The sequence below is a fragment of the Natrinema saccharevitans genome (assembly GCF_001953745.1).
GTDB classification, from domain to species: Archaea; Halobacteriota; Halobacteria; order Halobacteriales; family Natrialbaceae; genus Natrinema; species Natrinema saccharevitans.
In genome coordinates, this window is record NZ_LWLN01000001.1 from 3,286,842 (window position 1) to 3,308,054 (window position 21,213).

The window sequence follows — 21,213 nt, forward strand, 5'->3', positions numbered from 1 at the left end:
CGTCCGCTCGAGCGGCCTAACTGTTTCAGTACAGGTGGTATAGTTATCGGGACTACGCCTCGTCTCTTCGGTTGCTATCCAAGTATCAGCACCTTCTATCGGCTGATAGCATAAGGTCAGTGAGTTCACTATTACTATTGGATAGCTTATACCAGAAGGCCACTTGAAGACAAAAATCTTCATCAACGTCATCCACTCCACTGAACTCAACATAATCTGCGAAGTCGTCAGCAGTTCCATGTAACGCTACGGGTGATGAATCTTCAGGTGGCGTAATCTCGACCGATTTTGCGGTTTCTGCGTCGACAGGGTACGACTCCCATTCCATGATTTCGCTTTCAAGTTCGAGAGCGAGGTGAAACTCGTGAGTTTCGTCATCTCCGTTGTGGAGTTCAACGTGTACTTCCTGAAGTGAGCCAGTTGTTTTGAATGTATCCAGACAACCAGCGAACGTCGAACTCAGAAGAGGTCCGCCAGCGAGGAGCGTTTCACGTCGTGAGGGCATAGTATGAGTTATCAATTCGCTTGATTAAACTGTTATGGGCCACGGGACACCCATGCTGCGTGAATTAACCATCCCCACACACCATTCAATCTACCATCGAAGTAGATGCAATCAACACCGTGGGATGAGTTCTAGGACACCCTCTTCAACATTTGAAATAGTGTAGAAATGGTTTGTGTAAACATATCAGTAGTTGGTAGTACGGTTTCTTTATTCAGAGTTCAGTGCGAAACTCACGGTCAGTATAGGTGAACGACTAATCGCTCATTGGAATCCCAGGACAGAATATGTTCAAGGGCCGAGGATGTACGTACCTATATGACTACTGAGTTATCTCGCGCAGAGAGTGATACCTTACTCCGCGAGTCAGGCGTTGGTGTGTTAGCACTTACTGACAGCACAGAAGCGTATTCAATTCCCGAATCATTCGGCTACGACGGTGAGACACTGTACTTCCAGTTCGTCTACACACCGGAGAGCAAGAAGATGGCGTTCCTAGAACCAACAGAGACAGCGACGTTCACCGTCTACGACGAACAGCCAGCAAAGAGCGTCATCGTAAGTGGAACGCTCGAACCGGTCCCAGAAGACGAAGAACCCAAGGCCGCGACAGCGATCACGGAAAACGCTTCCATTCCTACGCTAAACGTCTATCCTGACACGAAACCTGACGAGTTCGCAGTGGACTACTATCGCTTAACACCAAACTCAATCACTGGTCGACAGTTCAACGCCTTCACCCCCGCACCCAACGACCAATAAGCATCTGTACTGAACGGCGCGACCGACTCAGGGAACAATCGTTACCGGAACCTCGGCCCGCCGCGCAACCCCCTCTGCGACGCTGCCGAGCAACAGCCGCGAGACGCCCGCCTTCCCCTCGCTGCCCATCACGACCGCGTCGACGTCGGCCTCGTCGACGTACTCGAGGATCGCCTCGGCCGCGCCCTCGCCCTCGACGACGGCCGTCTCGAGCGACCGGCCGAACTCCGCGGCGGTCGCCCGCGCGTCCGCGAAGAAGTCGGGTTCGTCGTCCGCCGCGACGATGCCCGCGTAGTCGGCCGTGAGGTCGTCGACCGCGTGGACGACCGTCAGGCGGTCGGCCGGCACCCACTCGAGGGCGTGGTCCAGCGCCGCCCGCGCGGGTTCGGAGTCGTCCATCGGAACGAGGACGTGTCTGCCCATACGCGTCGTTCGGCTGGCGGCGGCTAAAGTACGGGGGGCGGCTCGAGGGGGGCGCGCCGACGCGGAGACTCGCGTCCGGTCGACGCCTCAGACCGGGTCCTCGGTTTCGAGCGCGTCCTCGAGCCGATCGCGCTCGTTCCGCAGGGACTCGAGTTCGTCTTCGACGCGGCCGTCGGTCAGCCGTCGGCGCTGGTCGGCCGACAGCTGTGCGACGGCCTGGGCGGCGGTCTGGAGTCGGTCGTAGTCCGGGTCGGTCGCGAGCAGCCGGACCGCGCGGAGTTTCGCGACGACCGACTCGTCGGCGATCCGGGCGACGAAGGGGCGATACTCCCGCGCTCGGCGACGCAGGGCACCGGCCGGTTCGGGCGGCCAGTCGATCGTCAGCGGCTCGGCGTCGATCCCGTCGAGATACGTCTGCTGGGTCGCGACCGACCGCTTGAGCGCGTCCGCGCTGTCGACGTAATGGGAGAGCTTCGACCGGGAGTAGTCGGCGTACTCGAGCAGTTCGGGGATCGTGTACTCGCCGGCGTCGTTCCCGCGGACGTACTCCGACAGGTCCGCGGGGGGCTGCTCGTAGCCCACGAACGGGTACCACCGGCTCCGCTCGAGGAGGTCGAACACCTCGCGGGCGCTCGCCTCGAGTCGGTACTCGCGAACGGCCTCGCGGACGGCCTCGTTGTAGCGCTCGATCGGTTCGCGGAGCCGCTCGACGGGGGCGTCCAGATCCGCGGTCGCCAGCTCGAGCAACCGCTCGCGGTCCTCGATCTCCTCTCTGACGGTCCGGAGGCGCTTGCTCGCGTCCTTGCGGGCCTCGGCGAGGGTCGCGCTGGCGCGCTCGCGATCGTCGAGCAGGTCGGCGTAGTCGGCCGCCGGGGCCAGCGCCTCGCGGGCCCGCTCGAAGTCTTTCTCGCTGAGCCGGCGCTTGTCGATCGCCTCGAGGGCGTCCTCGAAGGCCTCGTGTTCGGGCAGGTCCTCGGAGAGTCCCGAGACGAGCCCGTCGAACTTCCCCTCGAGTTCGATGTATGCCTGGAAGTTCTCCTTGCCGGTGCCGGTCGCGCGGTCGACGTAGTCCTCGAGGAGGGTCTCGGCCCGCCGGTAGGCCGTCGCGACCTCGTCGACCGTCTCCTCGCCGTGGTCGGCGATGCGGTCCTCGATCGTCTCGAGGCGGTTCCGGGCGGCCTCGAGTTCCTCGAGCGGGGTCGGTTCGCCGTCGCTCCCTGCAGTGGCGCTCGAGCGAGCGTCGGAGGGCGGAGCGCGTTCGCTCATTTTATTCGTAGACGGCGTCGGGGTCGAACACTTGTTCGCCGACGTTCTCGCCCTCGATCGTCCGGTAGAAACACGACCGGTGGCCGGTGTGACACGCGCCGCCTTCCTGGTCGACCAGATAGAGCAGGGTGTCGGCGTCGCAGTCGACGCGGATCTCCGCGACGGACTGGACGTGGCCGCTGGTCGCACCCTTCTCCCACAACTCGTCGCGGCTCCGCGAGTAGTAGTGGGCCCGACCCGTCTCGCGGGTCCGCTCTAGGGCCTCCGGCGAGACGTACGCGAGCATGAGTACCTCGCCGGAGTCGGCGTCCTGTGCCACGGCGGGGACGAGCCCGTCTTCGCCGAAGTCGACCGCAACGTCGTCGTTCATATTCGAGACGTTGTTCGTCCGAGCGATAGGTCTTTTGCTGGTCGGGTCGCCATGTCGACGGCGAACGCTCGCCGTCCGCTCCGGACGTGGGTACCGTCAACGTTTATAATGCGTCGTGTGGGCAGGAGTCCGTGATGTCCGACTACACCAAAGTGAACTACCACGATGTCGACGATCGGAACGGGATGTACTTCCTCCGTGACGAACTGGACTGCGAGAACATGGGTGTGACCGTCGTCGAGTGCGATCCGGGCTGGGAAGGAAAAGAACACGCCCACGAGGCGGAAGGCCACGAAGAAGTCTACCTGCTGATCGAGGGCGAAGCGACGGTCACCGTCGAAGACGAGTCGGTCGAAATGGACCCAGGCGATGCGATCCGGATCGCCCCGGATGCGACCCACCGGATCCACAACGGAGACACCGAGAGTCGATTCGTGCTGATGGGCGCACCGTGATCGCCAGCGTCGACCGTCGCGGGCGGCTGTCTCCTCGGACGGACTACTGTCAGTCATTGCCGGCGCAACCGCGACCCGCACTGCGGTTGCACCGGGACATCGGTACAGCGGTCCGTCTCAGGGTCGTTCGTACTCGACACCGTCGGCCGTCACGACGGCGAGCGTCACGCTGCGAGCCAGCTTGCCGCCCGTTTTGACGTGGTGTTCGGGTAGCAAGGGCAAGGATACTGGCCGGTAGGCGTTGCCCTTCATCGCGGCAATACCGGCGTAGCGGCCGACTTCGCGGTGCCGATCGAAGACGTGGATGCGCTTGTCCGCGCCGCGGCCGTACCGGTAGGGGAACGCGTCCGGTTCGGGACCGGGACAGGTCAGCGCGTCGGCTGCGAGGGCGGCCTGAACCGTGCCGTCGGCCTCGAGCAAGAGTCGTGGTTTGTCGGTCCCCGTCCGATCGCGGCCCTCCTCGATCGGCGGGTCCTCACGTCCAGTCTCGAACGCGGTCGCCGACTCCTCCCGCCACTGCGGGTTCGTGTCGGTTCGCACGCAGGCGTACCGGCCGTCGGTCAGCGCGATCCGGTCCGGAATCGAGTAGAACTGGCGGCGTCCATCCGTCCGGGCGCGGAGCAAGAACGGGCTGCCGAGGATCGCCTGGGCGTCCTCGACTCCCCACTCGTCGACGACGAGAACCGGCGCGCGACCGGCGTGGGCGGCATCCGCCAGTCCGCTGACGATCGACAGCGGCGTGACCTCCCGGACGCGATCGACCGACAGCGGTGCGTCCGGACCGTTCGCAGGGTGGTCGCCACCAGTCATCACGACCGGCGCTTCGACGTCGATCGGATCCGGGTAGCGGTAGCCGCGGTCACGGAGGTCAGCGATGACGGCCGCGAGCCGCGAGATCTCGGGAGATTTCATCGCCCCCTCTACGACGCCGAGTGACAAGAGCGTACGGCCAACGCGGTCGATCGGGCCGGCCCACTGCCGTACTCGTTTGGCACCAGCGCCATGCCCTCCGGGGCCATCTCCCGCCCATGGACCGACGAGAACTCCGGCGGGCGTGGGACGCCGTCGCCGACGACTACGCCAGGAACCGCCGGGCAGATGGAGAAGACGCCGCCCTGATCGACGACCTGCTCGCGGCGCTTCCCGCGGATGCGACCGTCCTCGACATCGGCTGTGGTGACGGGATGCGAACGCTCACAAACCTCACTGGAGTCGAACGGATCGGGCTCGACCTCTCGAGTCGCCAACTCGAGTTGTCCGCGGCCACTGTCCCCGGCGCGCACCTCGTCCAGGGAGAGATGACAGCCCTCCCGATCGCGGCGGACTCGGTCGACGGAATCACGGCGTATCACGCCGTCTTCCACGTTCCTCGTGCGGACCATCCCGCCGTCTACGCGGAGTTCGCGCGTGTCCTTCGACCGGGCGGTCGGCTCCTCATGACGGTCGGCTCGAGCAGTTACGAGACGGTCCGGCGCGACTGGCTCGGGAGCGGCCGATCGATGTTCTTCAGCACTCATGGCCGCGAGTGGACTCGTACAGCGCTTGAAACGGCTGGATTCGAACTCGTCTGGGAGCGCCGTGTCGACGACCCGCTCGGGAGTTCGGTCCCGTTCGTGATGGCCGAGTATCGCGGCTCCAGTCGCAACTGATACGGTTTCCTGTCAGTCAGTGCCGGCGTACCTGCGACCCGGGCGGCGGGTGCGCCGGGACATCGGGACAGCAATCCGTACGATAGGGTACAGTAAACCGCCTCAGTTCTGCCCGTTCAGCGTGATGTCGTTGATCCCGATGATCCGCTCGTCGGACTCGAGCTCCTCCTTTGCGGCCTCGGGGACCTCGCTGTCGACGTTGTAGACGGTCAGGGCCTCGCCGCCGATAGTCTCGCGGGCGTTGAACATGCCGGCGATGTTGACGTCGTACTCGCCCATCACGGAGCCGATCTGGCCGATGACGCCGGGCTCGTCGGTGTTGCGGGCGATGACCATCCGGCCGTGGGGGATGGCGTCGACGCGGTAGCCGTCCACGCGGACGATTCGGGGATCGTTGCCGGCGAACAGGGTCCCGTCGACGGAGACTTCGTCGTCGTCGTTGCTGACGGTCACCGAGATCAGGCTCTGGAAGTCTTCGGCCTGGCGGGTCTTGGACTCGGTGACGTCGACGCCCCGATCCTCGGCGATCTGGGGCGCGTTGACCGCGTTGACCTGCCACTCCAGCGGCTGGAAGACGCCCTTGAGTGCGCTCGCGGTGACGAACTCGACGTCCTCGTCGGCGATCTCGCCCTCGTAGACGACCTCGACGTCCTCGATGCGGCCCTCGAGCAGTTGCGCGGCGACCTTGCCGGCGGTCTCGCTGATCTCGATGTAGGGCTCGACGCGGGGGAACGCGCTCTCGTCGATCGAGGGGGCGTTCAGGGCGTTGGCGACGGGTTCCTCGGCGAGCGCGGCGTTTACTTGCTCGGCCGTCGAGGTGGCGACGTTCTCCTGTGCGGCCTCCGTCGACGCGCCCAGGTGCGGGGTGACGATGATCTCGTCGTGTTCGAGCAGCGGTGAGTCAGCCGGGAGGGGCTCCTCGGCGAAGACGTCAAGTGCCGCGCCGGCCAGCGTTCCGTCCTCGATCTTGGCGGCGAGGGCGTCCTCCTGGATGATACCGCCGCGGCCGACGTTGACGATGTAGCCGCCCTCGAGGAGGTCGAGTTCCGATTCGCCGATCATGCCTTCCGTCTCGGGTGTCAGCGGCGTGTGGATGGTCAGGAAGTCGGCGCGCTCGAGACACGGCTCGAAGTCGACGAGTTCCGCGCCGAGCCGTTCGGCACGCTCCTCGGAGATGTAGGGGTCGAACGCGACGAGGTCCATGCCCAGCGTGTCGAGTTTCTTGGCGACCTCCTGGCCGACGCGGCCGAGGCCGACGACGCCTAAGGTCTTGCCGTCGAGTTCGGTGCCGAGATAGTCGCTTTTGGCCCACTCGCCGTTCTTCAGGCGGATGTGGGCCTGCGGGATCGAGCGCGCCGTCGCGAACGTCATCGCGACGGTGTGTTCGGCGGCCGCCCGAACGTTACCCTCGGGGGCGTTGGCGACGATGACGCCGGTGTCCGTCGCGGCGTCGATGTCGATGTTGTCGACGCCGATGCCGGCCCGGCCGACGATGACCAGATCCTCGGCGGCTTCGAGGACCTCCTCGGTGACCTCGGTCCCGGAGCGAACGATCATGCCGTTGGCGTCCGAGACCGCCTCGAGGAGGTCGTCGCCCTCGAGTTCGTAGCCCGTTTCGACCTCGTGGCCGGCGCCTCTGAGTACGTCCAGACCCGCGTCCGCGATCGGATCCGTGACGAGAACCTTCATGCGCGAGACAACCGGCCGGAACAGGTAAACCCTTCCGTTGTGGTCGGGACCGGCAAAAAATACCGCAGTCTGTCAGTCCGCGTGTCGGCGATGTGCGGCGCCGAACCCGTCGGCTCTCGCGTCGTCGATGTCGTGGCCCGTGTCTCGGCGTCGTCGACCATGGTTTCCGCTCTCGTTCTCCCAGCGCCCGAGAAGTACGGCCAAGAGTTATCAATCGACGGACGACACTAGCACGTATGTACGACAAACTCCTGCTTCCAACCGACGCCGCGGAGGGAACGGAACTCGCGACCGAACACGCCATCACCGTCGCCGAGGACACCGACGCGGAGCTTCACTTGCTCTATGTCGTCGACAGCGACGTCTATAGCTCCTACAGCGGGGACGAGTACGTCCACGAGTTCGAGAGCCTCGAGACCGCGCTGGAACACGTCGGCGAGGAATCCCTCGAGTCGGCGGCCGAGGCGGCCCGGGACGCGGGCCTCGAGCCGACGACGGTCGTCAGACACGGCCGCCCCCACGAACAGATCCTCCAGTACGCCGACGAGGCCGACGTCGACATGCTCGTGATGGGGTCGAAGGAACGGCCCGGCGAGTACCGCCAGCTGCTCGGGAGCGTCACCGATCGCGTCGCACGATTGGCGTCCCGGCCGGTGACGATCGTCAAGACCCCGGTCGAGGACGGCGAGTAGGGCTGTTCGTTACCGCGCCCGGGGAAGGCGGACGGTGACGCAACTCCCCGAACCGTCGTCGCGTGACGTGTAGTCGAGAGTGCCGCCGTAATCGTCGACGATCAGGCTGGCGAGCCACAGTCCCAGCCCGTTGCCGTGTCTGACCTGCGTGACCGGCTCGTCGTTGAAGATCCCGGCCCGCTCGGATGCGGGGATGCCGGGGCCGGTATCGCGGATGTGAACGCCGACCGTTTCGACGCCCTCGTCGACGGCGATTTCGACGACCGGCTCGTCGGCGTGGGCGACCGCGTTCTGGACGAGTTCCTCGAGAACGGTCGCGAGCCGAGCGCCACCGAGGACGGCCGCGTCCGTGTCCCCGGTGATCGTGATCGTACTCGCGGGATACTGGTCGCGGAGATCGGCGACGCCCGTCTCGAGGGCGTCGCCGACGGTCATCGGCGTCCGTGGCCCGCCGTCCGAGAGGGTCGCGTCGGCGAGTTCCTTCGCCGACTCGTTGAGGTCGATCAACGACGCGGCCGCCGTCGCGATTTCGGCCGCGTTCTCGCGGTGGGTCTCGTCCTCGAGGTCCGTCAGCAGCGTCTCCGCGAACCCGCTGATGACGTTGAGTTCGTTGCGGAGGTTGTGCCGGAGCAGGCGGTGGAGGACTCGCAGGTGCTGTTCGCGGAGTTTCAGCGGTGTGATATCCCGTCCCTCCGTGACGAGAAGCTGAATCTCGCCCCGTTCGTCGGTGATCGGCCGGATCGAGAAGTCGATGACTGCGGTTCGGTCGGCACCCCGGATCCGGAGTTCGTCCCGGAACAGTTCCCCCTCGCCGGCGCGCTCGACGGCTTCGAGCGCGGTTTCGCGTGCCCCGTCGGCCAGCTGGAACCAGTAGGTGTCCCAGACCGGCTCGCCGACGACGTCGGCTCGTTCGACCCCGGCGAAGGAAAGCGCCGTCCGATTGACCTCGAGGACGGTCCCGTCGGGCTCGAGGAGGCCGGTGAACTGGTAGGTGTTGTTGAAAACGGCCTCGAAGCGGCGCTGTCGGGCCTTCCGGTCGGAGATGTCACGAAAGAGACCGGTGAACAGCCGCTGGCCCTCGTGGGTGTGTTCCCGGAGACTCACCAGCACGTGGACTTCGTGGCCGTTCTTGTGTAACGCGGGGAGTTCGATCCCGTCCCAGTCGATGTGTTTCTCGCCGGTGCGGAGGTACTTTTCCAACCCGGCGGCGTGGGCGTCCTGTAGCCGCTCGGGGATCAACGTCATCTTCGAGGAGCCGATGAGGTCCGCGGGGCTGTAGCCGAGGATTTCCTCGATCGCGGGGTTGGCGAAGACGATGGTACTCTCCTCGTCGATGGTCAGCAGCCCCTCGGAGGTGTTGGCGACCAACTGCCGGAAGAACTCGCCTTCCTCGAAGGGAAACAGCGGCGACTCGAGGTCGGCGGCCGAACCCGATCGCGCTCGCTCCCGATTACCGCCGGTCACGCGAGGGAAACGGGCCGCGACGGTTATATAAACTCCGGCCATCCGGGCCGAGATCGATCGTAGCGTCGATCGTCGCTGCGGACGACGGAGTTCGCAACCAGCGTCCCGCGACGGGAAACCTGAACTGGTTTATCCCGGGACCGTCAACCGGCGATCGATGACAGTCGTCGCTTTCGACTTCGACGGGACGCTTTCGGACTCCGAGATGACGGTCCTGCTGGGCGATCGCCGCGGCGTCGCCGCGGACATGGACGAGATCACAGAGCGCGCGATGAACGACGAGATCGAGTACGCCGAGAGCCTGCGCAAGCGCGCGGCCCTGCTCGAGGGGCTGCCGGAAGCGGAGGCCGAGGCCGCCTTCGACGAGGTCGTCCTCCGGGAGGGCGCGGCCGATCTCGTCGCCGAACTGAACGACGCCGGCGTCACGACCGCCATCCTCACCGGCGGGTTCGAACGCGGAGTCGCGGCCGCCCTCGAGCGCGATGGCGTCTCGGTCGATCACATCGTCTCGAATCGGCTACCGATGAGCGGGGGGAAACTCACCGGCGCGGTCGAGGGGCCGCTGATCGAGGGCACCAAGGACGACGCCCTCGCGGACCTCGCCGCCGAGGTCGGCGTCGACCTCGCCGACACCGTCGCGATCGGCGACGGGGCCAACGACCTGCCGATGCTCGAGGTCGCGGGGCTGGCGATCGGGTTCGAACCCAAGCCGGCGGTCGAACCCCACTGCGATACCGTCGTCTCGACGATGACCGAGGCCCGCGAGGCGCTCGTCGCGGACGGCGTCCTCGCCGAGGACTGATCGACCCGTAATTCCCTGTTGTCTCACTCGGCGATATCGGATTCTCGGAACTGGCCGTTTCTATAGTAGCCGCTGAACGTCATTGCACACCTGATCGCACGACTGCGCTGCGATCAGTGTGTGAATCGTTTCGACGGCTACTATAGCCGCCGTCTCGGCTCGTTTTTCCGCCCGGCGTGACGTTCAGGGCTAACTGCCGATTTCCGCACCGAGAGAGTTATTAACTCGAGATCGGGTAAGTTCTGATGATGATGTGGCAAGACCTCGTATTCATGCTCGGCAGCGGCCTCTCGATCGTCTTTCTCGCGCCGACCCTGCGCGACTCGAGCGCGCGGGTCCCCCTCGGCACGAGCCTGCCGTCGATGGGGATCGGCTTCGTCTACGCGACGACGTTTTTCACGCTCGGGATGACCTTCTCGGCGATGGGCGCGTTCGCCGCCGGGACGATGTGGTCGCTGATCGCGCTGTTCCGCTCGCCTCAGGGCGTTTCGATGAAGTTACTCGCCCGGGAGAACCTCGCGCTGTTCGTCTCGGATCTCCAGTACTGGCTCGCCCGCCGACGGTCGGACGGGTCTCACGCGGAACAGTACGTCTCGATCGACACCGTCCAACCACGCGGGCAGAGCGACCGCCCCTGAAACCGACTCCAGTCCTCCTCGTCGCTGGTCATTCTGCCGACCGGGTCGTAAAAAACGGCGCCCCCTGAACGCCGGTCTACGTCTGTTCGTCTACCTTCGCGATCGCGGCGTCGATGATGTCCTCACCCTGCGTGATGAGCGCCCCGACGATCGCGAAGACGGCCGGGAAGACGATGCCAGCGAAGAGGATCGCGTCGCTGGTCGATGGCCCGACCTCGATATCGGACGTGACGGTCTGCTCTTGTGCGTCGATGAACTGGTCCGATTCAAGTACGGGGACGGCCTCGAGGGCACTCATTACCGTCGCGTAGTCGGAGAACGTCGTGGTCATCACGAAGGCAGCGAGCGCCGCGAACACGAGGTACGGTGGAACGACAGTGATCCCAGCCTTTGCCGCTTCGACCGGACCGTCAGCATCGGTGTATCGAGCGATACCGTAGCCGGCCGCCATCACTGTTCCGACTGTAACTGCGAACAGAATAACCCCCGAAAAGAGGAACGGCGTGTTGGTAAGCGCGGCGGCATTGTTCGGAATGTTTCCGAGTACGATGGACTCTCCGTTGGCCTCGAACCCGACACCGAACATTCCGAGGTAACTCCAGCCCGCCGCGATCCACGAACCGACGAGATCCGTCATGACCGGTGAATCCCCGGTGGTGTTCACCTCCGGCATCGTCCGTGCGGATGCAATCATCGTCAAGAACAAGTGCGTGAGATACGTCGCGACGACGGCGATGGCCCCGAACACCGCCCCCTCTTTGACCGGCAGATCGCTCCCGCCGTCCTGCGGGACCTGCCGCTGTACGTCCGATTCATCCTCGTAATCGAGCTGCTTCCCGTCTGACATCACCAATACATCAGTCAGAAAGGTATTATAATTTACGGCACTATTCCCCGCTGATACCGATAGTGGCCGGCGAAATCCCGACTGAGCCGCCCCCAAACCTATCGACCTAATTACTTATATCGCGGCTGGCACGATCTCACTCGGAGAACAGGCTCGTGTGGACCGGCGCGAACTCCCCGGAGTCGTCGGACTCGGGTTCGGTGTCGGTGATCGCCCGTCCCTCGAGTCCCGCCGCGAGCAGGTCCGACAGCGGCGGGCCGACCTTCTCGGGTTCGACGAGGAAGGCGTCGTGGCCGTGGTCGGACTCGACGACGTGATGCGCGACGTCGACGTCGGCCTCGCGGGCGGCTTCGGCCAGCGCTTCGGCCTGTTCGGTGGTGAAGTGCCAGTCACCGGTAAAGGAGAGCAAGAGGAGCTCGCCCTCGAAGGCCGCCAGCGCGTCGGCGTCTCCCTCGTACCCCGCCGCGAGGTCGAAGTCGTCCATCGCGCGGGTCATGTAGAGGTAGCTGTTGGCGTCGAACCGGTCGACGAACTTGTCGGCCTGATAGTCCAGATAGGACTCGACCTCCCGATACGGGAAGAAGGCTGCCGCGGGATCGGGCTGCTCCTCGCGGACCGTCTCCCGGCCCGCCGACCGTCGGCCGAACTTCCGGCTCATCGAGGCCTTCGAGAGGTACATGATGTGGCCGATCTGACGGGCTCGAGCCAGTCCGTCCTCGGGTTCGGCCCTCCCGCCGGACGAGTCCGACGGCCCTCCGTTCGCGTCGCTCTCGGAGGCGCCGTAGTAGTGGCCGCCGTTCCAGTTCGGGTCGCTCGTGATGGCCCGGCGGGCGACGGTATCGAGCGCGAGACACTGCGGATCGAGTCTGGCCGCAGTGGCGACCGCCCCCGCGCGTTCGACGTCGTCCGGGTAGCGCCGGAGCCAGTCGAGGACGTTCATCCCGCCGACGCTGCCGCCGACGACCGCGCGGAGCCGACCGACGCCGAGTTCGTCCAGCAGTTTCCGCTGGGCGCGGGTCCAGTCGCCGACCGTGACCGGCGGGAAGTCGGTGCCGTAGGGCTCGCCCGTCTCGGGGTTCTCGCTGGCTGGTCCGGTCGTCCCGTAGCACGACCCCGGCGCGTTCGCACAGACGACGTAGTACTCCGTCGTGTCGATCGCCTTCCCGGGGCCGACGACGTCGCCCCACCAGGCTCGGGCCTGGCCCGCGGTCTCGTCGCCGGCGTCCGGCCGGCGGGCGACGTGGGCGCTGCCGGTCAGCGCGTGACAGATCAGTACCGCGTTATCGCCGGTGAAGTCGCCGTAGGTCTCGTAGGCCACCTCGAGGTTCGGGATCGACTCCCCCGAGAGGAACTGGAACTCCCCGAGATCGACCGTCTCCTTGGTCGTCATGCCGTCTCACCCGCCGCTCGTGTCGCGGCGTCGATCGCTCCCTCGAGGTCCGCCAGAATGTCCTCGGGGTCCTCGATACCCACCGACATCCGGATCAGATCGTCGGTGACGCCGGCCTCCTCGCGCTCTTCGGGCGTGAGTTGGCCGTGGGTGGTGCTGGCGGGGTGGATCACCAGCGTCTTCGCGTCGCCGATGTTCGCGAGGAACGAGGCCAACTCGACGTTCTCGCAGAAGGCCTTTCCCGCGGCGTATCCGCTCTCGAGGCCGAACGCGACCATCCCGCCGTAGTCCTCGAGGTACCGACTCGCGTTGTCGTGGGTCGGGTGGTCCGCGAGGCCGGGATGGGTGACCCAGGCGACGGCCTCGTGATCGTCGAGATAGTCGGCAACGATCCGGGCGTTCTCGCAGTGTTTCGCGACGCGCAGCGGCATCGACTCGAGACCTTGCAGCGTCTGCCAGGCGTCGAACGGCGACTGCTGGTTCCCCAGACTGCGCAGCGACCGAAAACGGGCCGCGGCCGCGAAGGGGGCTTCGGGGAAGTCCCGCGAGAAGTCGACGTCGTGGTAGGCGTGGTTCTGGCCCGCGATCTCGTCGTAGCCGTGCTCGCCCCACGGGAAGGAACCGCCGTCGACCAGCACGCCGCCGACGGTCGTGCCGGAGCCGTGGAGCCACTTGGTCGTCGACTCCCAGACGACGTCCGCGCCGTGTTCCAGCGGTCGACACAGTGCCGGCGTCGCGAACGTGTTGTCGACCACGAGCGGCACGCCGTTGTCGTGGGCGATCTCGGCGACGCGCTCGAAGTCCGGCGTCACCAGCGAGGGGTTGCCGATCGTCTCGACGTGGACGAAGGCGGTGTTCTCGTCGATCGCCGCCTCGTAGGCGTCGTACTCGAGCGTGGGGACGAATTTCGGTTCGATGTCCCGCCGCGTCGCGGTCTTCGAGAAGTAGGCCGTCGTCCCGCCGTAGGTGTCGGTCGAACAGACCACGTTGTCGCCGGCCTCCGCGAGGATCAGGACAGCGGCGTCGAGCGCGGCCATCCCGCTGCCGGTCGCGACCGCGCCCGCCCCGCCCTCGAGGTCGGCGAGGCGCTCCTCGAGCGTGGTGACCGTGGGGTTTGCCATCCGCGAGTAGATGTAGCCGTCGTCCTCGAGGGCGTAGCGGTCGGCGGCCGTGTCGGCGTCCTCGAAGACGTAGGAGGTCGTCTGGTAGATCGGCGGTGCCCTCGCGCCGGTTTCCGGGTCCGGGGACTGGCCCGCGTGGACGCTACGGGTGCCCAGCCCGCGCTTCTCGCGATCGGCGGTGTCACCGCCTCCGCTTCGAGACGTCTCCGACGTCTCGCGATCGCCGTCGCACCCGTCGCTGGCGTCGTCGCTCATGTTCTGTATGCATACTTCTCCACGTTCATATGCATCGTAGTAACGGCAAAAACAGCAGCCTAGACATTCACACGCACAAAATCTGGGACTCCCTCCGTCGACGGCAGCGAGACGGTCGAATCGCTGCTCGAGACGGGCGTCGCGGTCCACGGCCTGCAGCGACACCTGGACCTGAAGGACCTCGTCGAGGGGGGCGAAACGGTCCCCTCGGGCGGCGGCGAACTCACGCGACCGCAAGACGAGGGCTACGCCGACATCCGTTCGTAGCTCGTCTCCGTCGCGACCTCGGCTCGGCGCACCTACGCGTGTTCGATCGACTCGAGCATCGTCCGAACGGCCCCGGACTCGGTCTCGAAGCCGTGAACCTGCGGGAAGACCGCGACGGGGATCACGAAGTCGTCGCCGTGGGTCACCGGTTCGCCGACCAGCAGGAAGACCTCGATCGACGCGCTGGCGTCGACGAGCTGTGCACGCGCCTCGTACCGGACGAGCGTCGTCGCGGATCCAAGGACCGTCGCCGACTCCTCGCCGACGCGGTCGACGTCCTCGAGCCGGTCGTACCGGTCCTGGATCAGCGCGACGAGGTCGTCCGTCGAGTAGTCGCCGACGGGGTTGAACGTCTTCCCGAGGACCGACACCTGCGGCGTCGAGAGGACGGCGACGACCGCCGCCTGGACGCGCGTCAGTCCGACGGCGTCGAGCGAAATCGAGCGGTCGTACTCGGCGTACCAGTTCCGTGCCTCGATCGTTCGCTCGATCCCGAACCGGCTCACGGTCCGTTCGACGGGTACTTCCTCGACGGTCCGTTCCTCGTAGCCGGTCTCCTCGAGCGCAGCCGGGGCGACGGTCGCCGCCTCCGAGGCCAACGAGTCCGCAACGAATCCGGTACAGCCGGCAACGAGCGCGGTTCCGGCGGTCGTCCCCGCGACGAGCAGTCGGCGGCGCGTGAGCGTCATCGCTATGTAGAGGTCGTCGGTGACCGAAAACGCGTCGGTTCCGTGCGGACGACGCGGCGTCGCCCGAGACGGACGACTTGATAGGCCCGTAGTACGAAGGGCCGCTCGTGCACTCGAGTGACCGCGACCGTGTCGTGTTGGCCACTCTCGTCTTCGCGGTGATGTTCTCCCAGTTGCTGCTCTATCCGGGCGTCGCGACGCTCGTCGGGACGCTGGGGGCCGACGCGACGACGTCGGTGTTCGCCGCGACGCCGCTGGACGCGAGCATGTGGTTCCTCGTGGCCGAGTTCGCCGCCTACGTCGCCTTCGTCGGCCTCTGGGGGGTCGCAAGCGACGCGACCGGCCGACGGGTCCCCTTCATCGTCGCGGGCTCGTTCGCTGGCGCGGTCGGCTACGCGGCCCTCGCCGCGGTCCCGGCGGTCGGCTCGATTCCCTTCGCGGGCGTCCTCGCCCTCCGGGTCCTGCAGGGTTCGATGACCATCGGTGCCTTCTCACTGACGATGACCATGCTAATGGACCTCGAGGGGGGACACGGGCGGAACATGGGGGCGGCTGGGATCGCCATCGGCACCGGCGCGGCGCTGGGCGCGCCGATCGGCGGCCAGTTGACCGAGATCGATCCGATCGCGCCGCTGCTGGTCGCCGCCGGGCTCCTCGTCTGCGTCGGCACGCTCGTGACCCGTATCGAGGACCGAACGCCCGATCGGGGCCGGAGCGCTCGCGCCCTCATCGACGGGGTCCGGCGGCGACCGACCCTATCGATTCCCTACGCCTTCGGTTTCGTCGACCGGCTCACCGCGGGCTTTTTCGCGCTCGTCGGCACGCTGTACTTCCAGGAGACGTTCGGGCTCGACGCCGGGGCGACCGGTCTCATGCTGGCGTGTTTCTTCGGTCCGTTCGCCCTGTTGCAGTACCCCATGGGCGCGCTCTCGGACCGGATCGGACGGACCGTCCCCATCGTCGTCGGATCGGCCTGTTACGGCGGTGGGATCCTCCTCGTCGGCGCGTCCCCGTCGGTCGCCGCCGCCGCCGTCGCGATGATCGGCGTCGGTGTCCTCGGCGCTCTCGTCTCCCCCGCGACGATGGCGCTGGTCACCGACCTCGCCGACGAGAGCGAACGCGGGCTCGCCATGGCCGGGTTCAACCTCGCCGGAAGCCTCGGCTTCCTCGGCGGCTTCCTCGTCGGCGGCACCGTCGCCAGCGGCTACGGCTACGAGGTAGCCTTCCTCGTCGTCGGCGGCCTGGAGATCGCGATCGCCATCGTCACCGTCCCGGTGTTTCTGCGACTCTCGCTCGAGCGGACCGAACGGTTCCGGTCGGGCGATCACGGGGACGCCTGAGACGGTTTGCTGTAACTATGTACCGGTGCAACCGCAGGGTAGTCGCGGTTGCGCCGGCACTGACTGATCGCGGTCCGTATGAGGCGGCCGTCCGAACAGTTGGCTTGACAGTCTTTGATCGTGGTATGTGTGACCATAACATAGCAGTACTAGAAGGTATCAATTTTTATGCGCGCGAGCTAAATCCCGGGTGATGGCACGAGATAATCCGGTTTCACGGCGGACAGCACTGAAGGTGACGGGCGCGGCGGCGACGACCGCGCTCCTTGCCGGTTGTAGCAGTGGCGGCAACGGTAACGGCAACGGTAACGGCAACGGCGACAGTGAGGGCCCGTTCACGATCGAGTCCGGAACGACCATCGAGCTCAAGTCGCTGGCTCAGTCCTGGGAAGGCGTCGCGCCGTCCCAGATCGAAGGCGTGGAGAACCCCGACCTCAGCCTCACCGAGGGCGAGACCTACACGATCGAGTGGGTCGAGAACGAGACGGGTACGCACAACCTCGCGGTCTACGACGACAGTGAGTCGGCCGTCGCAGGACCGACTGAAGAGACCAGCGAAGCCGGTGCGTCGGTCGAGTTCGAGGCGTCGAGCGACACCGTCGAGTACGTTTGTGAGCCCCACTACAGCGTCGGCATGACGGGCAACATCGAACTCGAATAACGGAATCGACGCCGCAACCCGGGTGAAACGGTCGATACCGTCTGACCGTTGCAGTTTCCGACCGCTTTTCGACGTTTTTGTCCGATGGGCTACAGTATACGTTTCCGGGTGTGGCCGCTCCGTCCCCGGTCGAATCAGCACTTTTTAGTGTAACTGATATGTCCTCGAGTTCGTGAAAAGCGACAGTGATCGAACTCGTCGTAGACTGCTCCGAACCGCCGGACTGACGGCGGCGACCGGCGTCCTCGCGGGGTGTCTGGAAGAGAGTACGACCGACGACCCCGGCGGCTCGACCGACGACGGCGATGGCGACGAACCCGATACGGGGGACGAGACCGATGGAGACGACGGGTCGGGAGCGGACGGATCCGACGGTGACGAGGCGTCTGACGGGGACGGTACCACCGACGCCGCCGACGCCGATTCGGAGACCGACCCAGAGGACGGGGAGACAGAACCGACCGAGACCGATCGCGAGTACGAGATCGAACCCGGAACGGAGATCCTGTTCGGCGGGGAGACCACCGAATGGGTCGGTCTCGAGCCGTCCGCGATCGAGGGGGTAGCGAACCCGACGCTCGTTCTCGAGGCGGGCGAGGAGTACACGATCGGCTGGACCGAGGGAGACGGCGCCCAACACAACGTCGAAATCTGGGACGAAAACGAGGACGTCGTCGACGGCCTCGAGACCGAACTGGCCGCCGAGCCCGACGAGGGGCAGCGGCTGACGGTGACCGCCAGCGAGGAGATGGCCGCGTACGTCTGCCATCCGCACACCATCACTATGCAGGGGACTATCCGGGTCCGAAGCGGCGAGTATCGTAGCTCTTGAAACGATTCACACACCGATCGCAACGCTGTCCTGCGATCGGATGTACATTGATTTTCAAGAGCTACTATAGTTCGATCGCCCTCGAGCGGCGAGCGCGTCCCCGATCGAGCCGTTCCGCCTGCCCGCGTCGGGGTGCCTTCCCGCCGGTGCTCCGCACTCTCAGGATGGCATCAAAAGTACCATACCGCCTCGCTTCGCAGTAGCCCGTATCAGGTGATTTCCGTGACCGAAAAACGCGAATACACGGCCGACTACCCCGACAAGACGCTGTATATCCCGGGTCCGACCGAGGTGCGCGAGGACGTCATCGAGGCGATGTGCGAGCCGATGTTCGGCCATCGCATGGACCGGATGACCGACCTCTATACGACCATCGTCGAGGACACCAAGGAGTTCCTCGGCACCGACAACGAGGTCGTCATCCTGACCGGCTCGGGCACGGAGTTCTGGGAGGCCTCGACGCTCAACCTCGTCGACGAGAACATCCTCGTCCCGACCTGTGGCAGCTTCAGCGAGCGCCACGCCAACGTGGCCGAGCGGCTGGGCAAAGACGTCGACCGCCTCGAGTACGACTGGGGGCAGGCGATCAAACCGGAGGATATCCGCGAGACGCTCGAGGAGAGCGACAAACACTACGACGTCGTCGCGACGGTCATGAACGAGTCCTCGACGGGCGTGCGCAACCCCATCGAGGAGATCGGCGACGTCGTCGCCGAGTATCCGGACACCTACTTCGTCGTCGACGCCGTCTCCTCGCTGGGCGGGGACTACGTCGACATCGACGAACACAATATCGACGTCATCTTCGCGTCGACCCAGAAGGCGTTCGCGATGCCCCCCGGACTCGCGGTCTGTGTCGTCAGCGACGACGCCTACGAGCGCGAACTCGAGAAGGACTCCGCGTCGTGGTACGGCGGCTTCCAGCGGACGATCGACTACTACGAGCGGAAGGGCCAGACCCACTCCACGCCGGCGATCCCGATCATGCTCGCGTATCGCAAGCAGATGAAACACATGCTCTCCGAGGGTCACGACGCCCGGGACGAGCGCCACCGCGAGATGGCCGAGTACACCCGCGAGTGGGCCCGCGACCACTTCGACATGTTCCCCGAGGAAGGGTACGAATCGCAGACGGTGTCCTGCATCGAGAACACGCAGGGCATCGACGTTGCCGAGACCATCGAGGCCGTCTCCGAGGAGTACGACTTCGTCTTCTCGAACGGCTACGGCTCGCAACTCGGCGAGAAGACGTTCCGCATCGGCCACATGGGAGAACACGACCTCGAGTCGATCAAGGAGTTGACCGACGCGATCGAAGACGTCGCCGGGCTGTAGCTACGCTCGAGGACGTTGGACCTGTCGGCCGTTTTTGATTCGAGATTTTCGTCGTGGATCGGCGATTAGGCGAACAGCCCCCAGAGCCACTCGAAGGTGTCCGCGATCAGGTCCACGATCCGCTCGAGTATCGCCAACGGCCCACCGCCGTCGAGGAGGCCGCTGTCACCGTCGACCTCGGGGTCGGCACCGAGCGCCCGCGGGGCCGGCACCGAGCGCCCGCGGGGCGTTCACGAGTCCGTGGCCCTCCGCGCACGCTCCGAGTCCCGCCTCCGCCGACTCAGTGAGGGCGACGCTGACCGCCGCACTCGGTTCCGGTCCCGCTTCCTCGCGGCTCTCCCAGACGAGCGCCGCGACGCCGGTGACGAACGGACAGGCCATACTCGTCCCGCTCGCCTGCGCGTACCGGTTGTCGACGGCCGTCGAGTCGATCTCCGTTCCCGGGGCCAACAGGTCGACGGCCGACCCGACGCTGCTGTAGGACGCCAGCGTCTCGTCCTCAAGAACATCGAGATTCGATTCGTACGGACGCGACTCTCGATATCGCGTTCTCCGGTGGAACCTATAGTAGCCGCTGAAAGTCATTGCGCACCTAATCGCACGACAGCGTTGCGATCAGTGTGTAACTCGTTTCAGCGGCTACTATAGTTCATGCGATCGTCGGCGAGTGAGTGGTTCGAAGAACCCGAACGACGCCGTTCGCCGCGAGCGCCGCATGGCGCTCGCGGGCCGACGACTGACTCGGACCGAACGAAGTGAGTGGAGAGGAAGGAGGAGCGCTTTTATACTAAATTTTGCCGAGGGCCGCCTACGGCGGCCCGCAGAGACAAATTTAGTTCTACTGAATGTGGCCTTCTTCGCGAAGCTGGTCGGCCTCGCTTTTCTCGTAGCGCCAGGTGATGTCGGCCTTCTCGTCCTGCCAGTCCCAGGGTTCGACCAACACGACGTCGTCCTCGCGGATCCAGATGCGCTTTTGCATCTTCCCGGGAATCCGTGCGGTGCGTTCGGTGCCGTCGGCACAGCGTACCTTGACTCGATTCGCCCCGAGCATGTTCGTGACGGTCGCGAAGACCTCGTCGTCCTCGGGCATCCGGAGGTTCTTCCGACCGCCCTCGCCGTCGTCGCTCATGGCCGCAGGTTGGCGGTCGAGGGGTTTAACGCTTTACTGATAGCGCGACGGAACCGCTAGCCGTTGCGGTCGCGACCCGCTCGATCGGTCCCCGAAACCACGCCGCTTATTTCGCTCGGCTCTGCAACCCAGCGTATGCTCCGTAATCTCGGCGCGCTCGGTCTCGTCGGTATCGTCCTCTTGCTCGCGGGGATCGGCCTCATCGCGTACGCGAACTGGATCGTCGCCGTCGGGATCGCGCTGGTACTGGCCGGGCTCGGGCTCGTCGTCAGGTCCCTGATCTCCGGCATGCTCCAGAGCTTCGGCATGTTCTGACGGCCTCGTGCCCCCGACTCGGCTCAAGCGTTTTGCGTCTGCGTCTCGTCGGTTCCGGTATGGGACCGACGCTTCACTACTACGATCTCGTGTTGATCGCGATCGCGGCGAGTCTCGGAACCGGTGCCCTCGTCGGCTACGCGACGCCGGTACCGTCGCCGCTGGCTATCCTCGGCCTCGGAGTCGTCGCCATCGCCTTCATCGGGCACGCGCTGTTTGTCAACGGCCCGGTCGACGACGCCGAGGACCTCGGCGAGGAGGTCGACCTGGAGGAGGTTCCGCAGGTGCTGTCGCCGACCGAGTCGGCGGACTGATCT

General features: G+C 65.5%; 24 protein-coding genes and 1 pseudogene. 12 read left to right on the forward strand and 13 right to left on the reverse strand.

Going from position 1 to position 21,213, the window contains the following annotated elements; genetic code table 11:
* Positions 1-85 precede the first annotated feature (85 nt).
* Positions 86-505 (reverse strand): hypothetical protein, encoded by a 420-nt coding sequence (locus A6E15_RS16685; RefSeq protein ID WP_076147878.1) that lies wholly within the window; start codon positions 503-505, stop codon positions 86-88.
* Positions 506-823: 318 nt separating this feature from the next.
* Here A6E15_RS16685 and A6E15_RS16690 point away from each other — a divergent pair, with 318 nt between their 5' ends.
* A complete protein-coding gene (locus tag A6E15_RS16690) occupies positions 824-1,267 on the forward strand; it encodes a pyridoxamine 5'-phosphate oxidase family protein (protein WP_076147880.1) in 444 nt (147 codons plus the stop codon).
* A 27-nt stretch (positions 1,268-1,294) separates the two neighbouring features.
* On the opposite strand, the gene A6E15_RS16695 is transcribed toward A6E15_RS16690, so the two are convergent.
* The 3 genes from A6E15_RS16695 to hisI all read right to left on the reverse strand — a co-directional run bounded on the left by A6E15_RS16695 (position 1,295) and on the right by hisI (position 3,326).
* The gene (locus tag A6E15_RS16695) at positions 1,295-1,690 is read right to left on the reverse strand and encodes a universal stress protein (protein ID WP_076147881.1); all 396 of its coding nucleotides are present in this window, start codon (positions 1,688-1,690) and stop codon (positions 1,295-1,297) included.
* 87 nt (positions 1,691-1,777) lie between these two features.
* Positions 1,778-2,956, reverse strand: coding sequence for a DUF7118 family protein (locus A6E15_RS16700; protein WP_076147883.1), 1,179 nt, complete (start codon positions 2,954-2,956; stop codon positions 1,778-1,780).
* Between the two features lies 1 nt (position 2,957).
* Positions 2,958-3,326: a phosphoribosyl-AMP cyclohydrolase gene (gene hisI, locus A6E15_RS16705; RefSeq protein ID WP_076147885.1), complete on the reverse strand. Its 369-nt coding sequence runs from the start codon at positions 3,324-3,326 to the stop codon at positions 2,958-2,960.
* Between the two features lie 134 nt (positions 3,327-3,460).
* On the opposite strand from hisI, the gene A6E15_RS16710 reads away from it, so the two are divergent.
* Positions 3,461-3,781 (forward strand): cupin domain-containing protein, encoded by a 321-nt coding sequence (locus tag A6E15_RS16710; RefSeq protein WP_076147886.1) that lies wholly within the window; start codon positions 3,461-3,463, stop codon positions 3,779-3,781.
* A 117-nt stretch (positions 3,782-3,898) separates the two neighbouring features.
* Here A6E15_RS16710 and A6E15_RS16715 read toward each other — a convergent pair whose 3' ends face one another.
* Positions 3,899-4,693 (reverse strand): hypothetical protein, encoded by a 795-nt coding sequence (locus A6E15_RS16715; protein ID WP_076147888.1) that lies wholly within the window; start codon positions 4,691-4,693, stop codon positions 3,899-3,901.
* A gap of 116 nt (positions 4,694-4,809) precedes the next feature.
* On the opposite strand from A6E15_RS16715, the gene A6E15_RS16720 reads away from it, so the two are divergent.
* Positions 4,810-5,430: a class I SAM-dependent methyltransferase gene (locus tag A6E15_RS16720; RefSeq protein ID WP_076147890.1), complete on the forward strand. Its 621-nt coding sequence runs from the start codon at positions 4,810-4,812 to the stop codon at positions 5,428-5,430.
* Positions 5,431-5,532: 102 nt separating this feature from the next.
* Here the strand turns inward: A6E15_RS16720 and serA are convergent, their stop codons facing one another.
* Positions 5,533-7,119, reverse strand: coding sequence for a phosphoglycerate dehydrogenase (serA, locus tag A6E15_RS16725; protein WP_076147892.1), 1,587 nt, complete (start codon positions 7,117-7,119; stop codon positions 5,533-5,535).
* Between the two features lie 236 nt (positions 7,120-7,355).
* Between serA and A6E15_RS16730 the strand changes: the two genes are divergently transcribed.
* Positions 7,356-7,811, forward strand: a complete 456-nt coding sequence (locus tag A6E15_RS16730; RefSeq protein ID WP_076147894.1) for a universal stress protein — start codon at positions 7,356-7,358, stop codon at positions 7,809-7,811.
* 9 nt (positions 7,812-7,820) lie between these two features.
* Here the strand turns inward: A6E15_RS16730 and A6E15_RS16735 are convergent, their stop codons facing one another.
* Entirely contained in the window at positions 7,821-9,317 is a 1,497-nt protein-coding gene (locus A6E15_RS16735; RefSeq protein ID WP_139326618.1) for a PAS domain S-box protein, read from the reverse strand.
* A 115-nt stretch (positions 9,318-9,432) separates the two neighbouring features.
* Here A6E15_RS16735 and serB point away from each other — a divergent pair, with 115 nt between their 5' ends.
* Positions 9,433-10,077 (forward strand): phosphoserine phosphatase SerB, encoded by a 645-nt coding sequence (gene serB / locus A6E15_RS16740; RefSeq protein ID WP_076147897.1) that lies wholly within the window; start codon positions 9,433-9,435, stop codon positions 10,075-10,077.
* 248 nt (positions 10,078-10,325) lie between these two features.
* Entirely contained in the window at positions 10,326-10,715 is a 390-nt protein-coding gene (locus A6E15_RS16745) for a hypothetical protein (RefSeq protein WP_076148423.1), read from the forward strand.
* 76 nt (positions 10,716-10,791) lie between these two features.
* On the opposite strand, the gene A6E15_RS16750 is transcribed toward A6E15_RS16745, so the two are convergent.
* The 4 genes from A6E15_RS16750 to A6E15_RS16765 all read right to left on the reverse strand — a co-directional run bounded on the left by A6E15_RS16750 (position 10,792) and on the right by A6E15_RS16765 (position 15,284).
* The gene (locus A6E15_RS16750; protein WP_076147899.1) at positions 10,792-11,562 is read right to left on the reverse strand and encodes a hypothetical protein; all 771 of its coding nucleotides are present in this window, start codon (positions 11,560-11,562) and stop codon (positions 10,792-10,794) included.
* Between the two features lie 136 nt (positions 11,563-11,698).
* Positions 11,699-12,952: a homoserine O-acetyltransferase MetX gene (gene metX, locus A6E15_RS16755; protein WP_076147901.1), complete on the reverse strand. Its 1,254-nt coding sequence runs from the start codon at positions 12,950-12,952 to the stop codon at positions 11,699-11,701.
* Positions 12,949-14,328 carry an O-acetylhomoserine aminocarboxypropyltransferase/cysteine synthase family protein gene (locus A6E15_RS16760; protein WP_076147903.1) on the reverse strand — a complete coding sequence of 460 codons (1,380 nt, stop codon included), beginning with the start codon at positions 14,326-14,328 and terminating at the stop codon, positions 12,949-12,951. Before A6E15_RS16760 ends, metX begins: the two co-directional genes overlap by 4 nt.
* Positions 14,329-14,627: 299 nt before the next feature.
* Entirely contained in the window at positions 14,628-15,284 is a 657-nt protein-coding gene (locus tag A6E15_RS16765) for a DUF6517 family protein (RefSeq protein WP_076147904.1), read from the reverse strand.
* Between the two features lie 107 nt (positions 15,285-15,391).
* Between A6E15_RS16765 and A6E15_RS16770 the strand changes: the two genes are divergently transcribed.
* The 4 genes from A6E15_RS16770 (at position 15,392) to A6E15_RS16785 (ending at position 19,452) form a co-directional block, all read left to right on the forward strand.
* Positions 15,392-16,624 carry an MFS transporter gene (locus A6E15_RS16770; protein WP_076147906.1) on the forward strand — a complete coding sequence of 411 codons (1,233 nt, stop codon included), beginning with the start codon at positions 15,392-15,394 and terminating at the stop codon, positions 16,622-16,624.
* A 193-nt stretch (positions 16,625-16,817) separates the two neighbouring features.
* The gene (locus A6E15_RS16775) at positions 16,818-17,285 is read left to right on the forward strand and encodes a plastocyanin/azurin family copper-binding protein (protein ID WP_076147908.1); all 468 of its coding nucleotides are present in this window, start codon (positions 16,818-16,820) and stop codon (positions 17,283-17,285) included.
* Positions 17,286-17,457: 172 nt separating this feature from the next.
* Positions 17,458-18,117, forward strand: coding sequence for a plastocyanin/azurin family copper-binding protein (locus A6E15_RS16780; RefSeq protein ID WP_076147910.1), 660 nt, complete (start codon positions 17,458-17,460; stop codon positions 18,115-18,117).
* 222 nt (positions 18,118-18,339) lie between these two features.
* A complete protein-coding gene (locus A6E15_RS16785; RefSeq protein ID WP_076148424.1) occupies positions 18,340-19,452 on the forward strand; it encodes a pyridoxal-phosphate-dependent aminotransferase family protein in 1,113 nt (370 codons plus the stop codon).
* A gap of 65 nt (positions 19,453-19,517) precedes the next feature.
* On the opposite strand, the pseudogene A6E15_RS21915 reads toward A6E15_RS16785, so the two are convergent.
* Together A6E15_RS21915 and eif1A are read right to left on the reverse strand one after the other, a co-directional pair.
* Positions 19,518-19,953 (reverse strand): annotated as a pseudogene (locus tag A6E15_RS21915) (S8 family serine peptidase); the annotation flags it as partial.
* A 337-nt stretch (positions 19,954-20,290) separates the two neighbouring features.
* On the reverse strand, positions 20,291-20,581 hold the full coding sequence (eif1A, locus tag A6E15_RS16795) for a translation initiation factor eIF-1A (protein ID WP_066300203.1): 291 nt from the start codon (positions 20,579-20,581) through the stop codon (positions 20,291-20,293).
* A gap of 135 nt (positions 20,582-20,716) precedes the next feature.
* Between eif1A and A6E15_RS16800 the strand changes: the two genes are divergently transcribed.
* Together A6E15_RS16800 and A6E15_RS16805 are read left to right on the forward strand one after the other, a co-directional pair.
* Positions 20,717-20,896 (forward strand): DUF7470 family protein, encoded by a 180-nt coding sequence (locus A6E15_RS16800; RefSeq protein WP_076147913.1) that lies wholly within the window; start codon positions 20,717-20,719, stop codon positions 20,894-20,896.
* A 59-nt stretch (positions 20,897-20,955) separates the two neighbouring features.
* A complete protein-coding gene (locus A6E15_RS16805) occupies positions 20,956-21,210 on the forward strand; it encodes a hypothetical protein (RefSeq protein ID WP_076147915.1) in 255 nt (84 codons plus the stop codon).
* Positions 21,211-21,213 lie beyond the last annotated feature (3 nt).

Bases quoted from the DNA above. Each gene is read 5' to 3' on its own strand.
- A6E15_RS16760 (WP_076147903.1), bottom strand. From the start codon at position 14,328: ATGAGCGACGACGCCAGCGACGGGTGCGACGGCGATCGCGAGACGTCG.
- A6E15_RS16710 (WP_076147886.1), top strand. From the start codon at position 3,461: ATGTCCGACTACACCAAAGTGAACTACCACGATGTCGACGATCGGAAC.
- A6E15_RS16765 (WP_076147904.1), bottom strand. From the start codon at position 15,284: ATGACGCTCACGCGCCGCCGACTGCTCGTCGCGGGGACGACCGCCGGA.
- A6E15_RS16800 (WP_076147913.1), top strand. From the start codon at position 20,717: ATGCTCCGTAATCTCGGCGCGCTCGGTCTCGTCGGTATCGTCCTCTTG.
- A6E15_RS16750 (WP_076147899.1), bottom strand. From the start codon at position 11,562: ATGTCAGACGGGAAGCAGCTCGATTACGAGGATGAATCGGACGTACAG.
- eif1A (WP_066300203.1), bottom strand. From the start codon at position 20,581: ATGAGCGACGACGGCGAGGGCGGTCGGAAGAACCTCCGGATGCCCGAG.
- A6E15_RS16700 (WP_076147883.1), bottom strand. From the start codon at position 2,956: ATGAGCGAACGCGCTCCGCCCTCCGACGCTCGCTCGAGCGCCACTGCA.
- A6E15_RS16735 (WP_139326618.1), bottom strand. From the start codon at position 9,317: ATGGCCGGAGTTTATATAACCGTCGCGGCCCGTTTCCCTCGCGTGACC.
- A6E15_RS16805 (WP_076147915.1), top strand. From the start codon at position 20,956: ATGGGACCGACGCTTCACTACTACGATCTCGTGTTGATCGCGATCGCG.
- serA (WP_076147892.1), bottom strand. From the start codon at position 7,119: ATGAAGGTTCTCGTCACGGATCCGATCGCGGACGCGGGTCTGGACGTA.
- metX (WP_076147901.1), bottom strand. From the start codon at position 12,952: ATGACGACCAAGGAGACGGTCGATCTCGGGGAGTTCCAGTTCCTCTCG.
- A6E15_RS16685 (WP_076147878.1), bottom strand. From the start codon at position 505: ATGCCCTCACGACGTGAAACGCTCCTCGCTGGCGGACCTCTTCTGAGT.
- hisI (WP_076147885.1), bottom strand. From the start codon at position 3,326: ATGAACGACGACGTTGCGGTCGACTTCGGCGAAGACGGGCTCGTCCCC.
- A6E15_RS16730 (WP_076147894.1), top strand. From the start codon at position 7,356: ATGTACGACAAACTCCTGCTTCCAACCGACGCCGCGGAGGGAACGGAA.
- A6E15_RS16715 (WP_076147888.1), bottom strand. From the start codon at position 4,693: ATGAAATCTCCCGAGATCTCGCGGCTCGCGGCCGTCATCGCTGACCTC.
- A6E15_RS16695 (WP_076147881.1), bottom strand. From the start codon at position 1,690: ATGGGCAGACACGTCCTCGTTCCGATGGACGACTCCGAACCCGCGCGG.
- A6E15_RS16745 (WP_076148423.1), top strand. From the start codon at position 10,326: ATGATGTGGCAAGACCTCGTATTCATGCTCGGCAGCGGCCTCTCGATC.
- A6E15_RS16720 (WP_076147890.1), top strand. From the start codon at position 4,810: ATGGACCGACGAGAACTCCGGCGGGCGTGGGACGCCGTCGCCGACGAC.
- A6E15_RS16690 (WP_076147880.1), top strand. From the start codon at position 824: ATGACTACTGAGTTATCTCGCGCAGAGAGTGATACCTTACTCCGCGAG.
- A6E15_RS16775 (WP_076147908.1), top strand. From the start codon at position 16,818: ATGGCACGAGATAATCCGGTTTCACGGCGGACAGCACTGAAGGTGACG.
- serB (WP_076147897.1), top strand. From the start codon at position 9,433: ATGACAGTCGTCGCTTTCGACTTCGACGGGACGCTTTCGGACTCCGAG.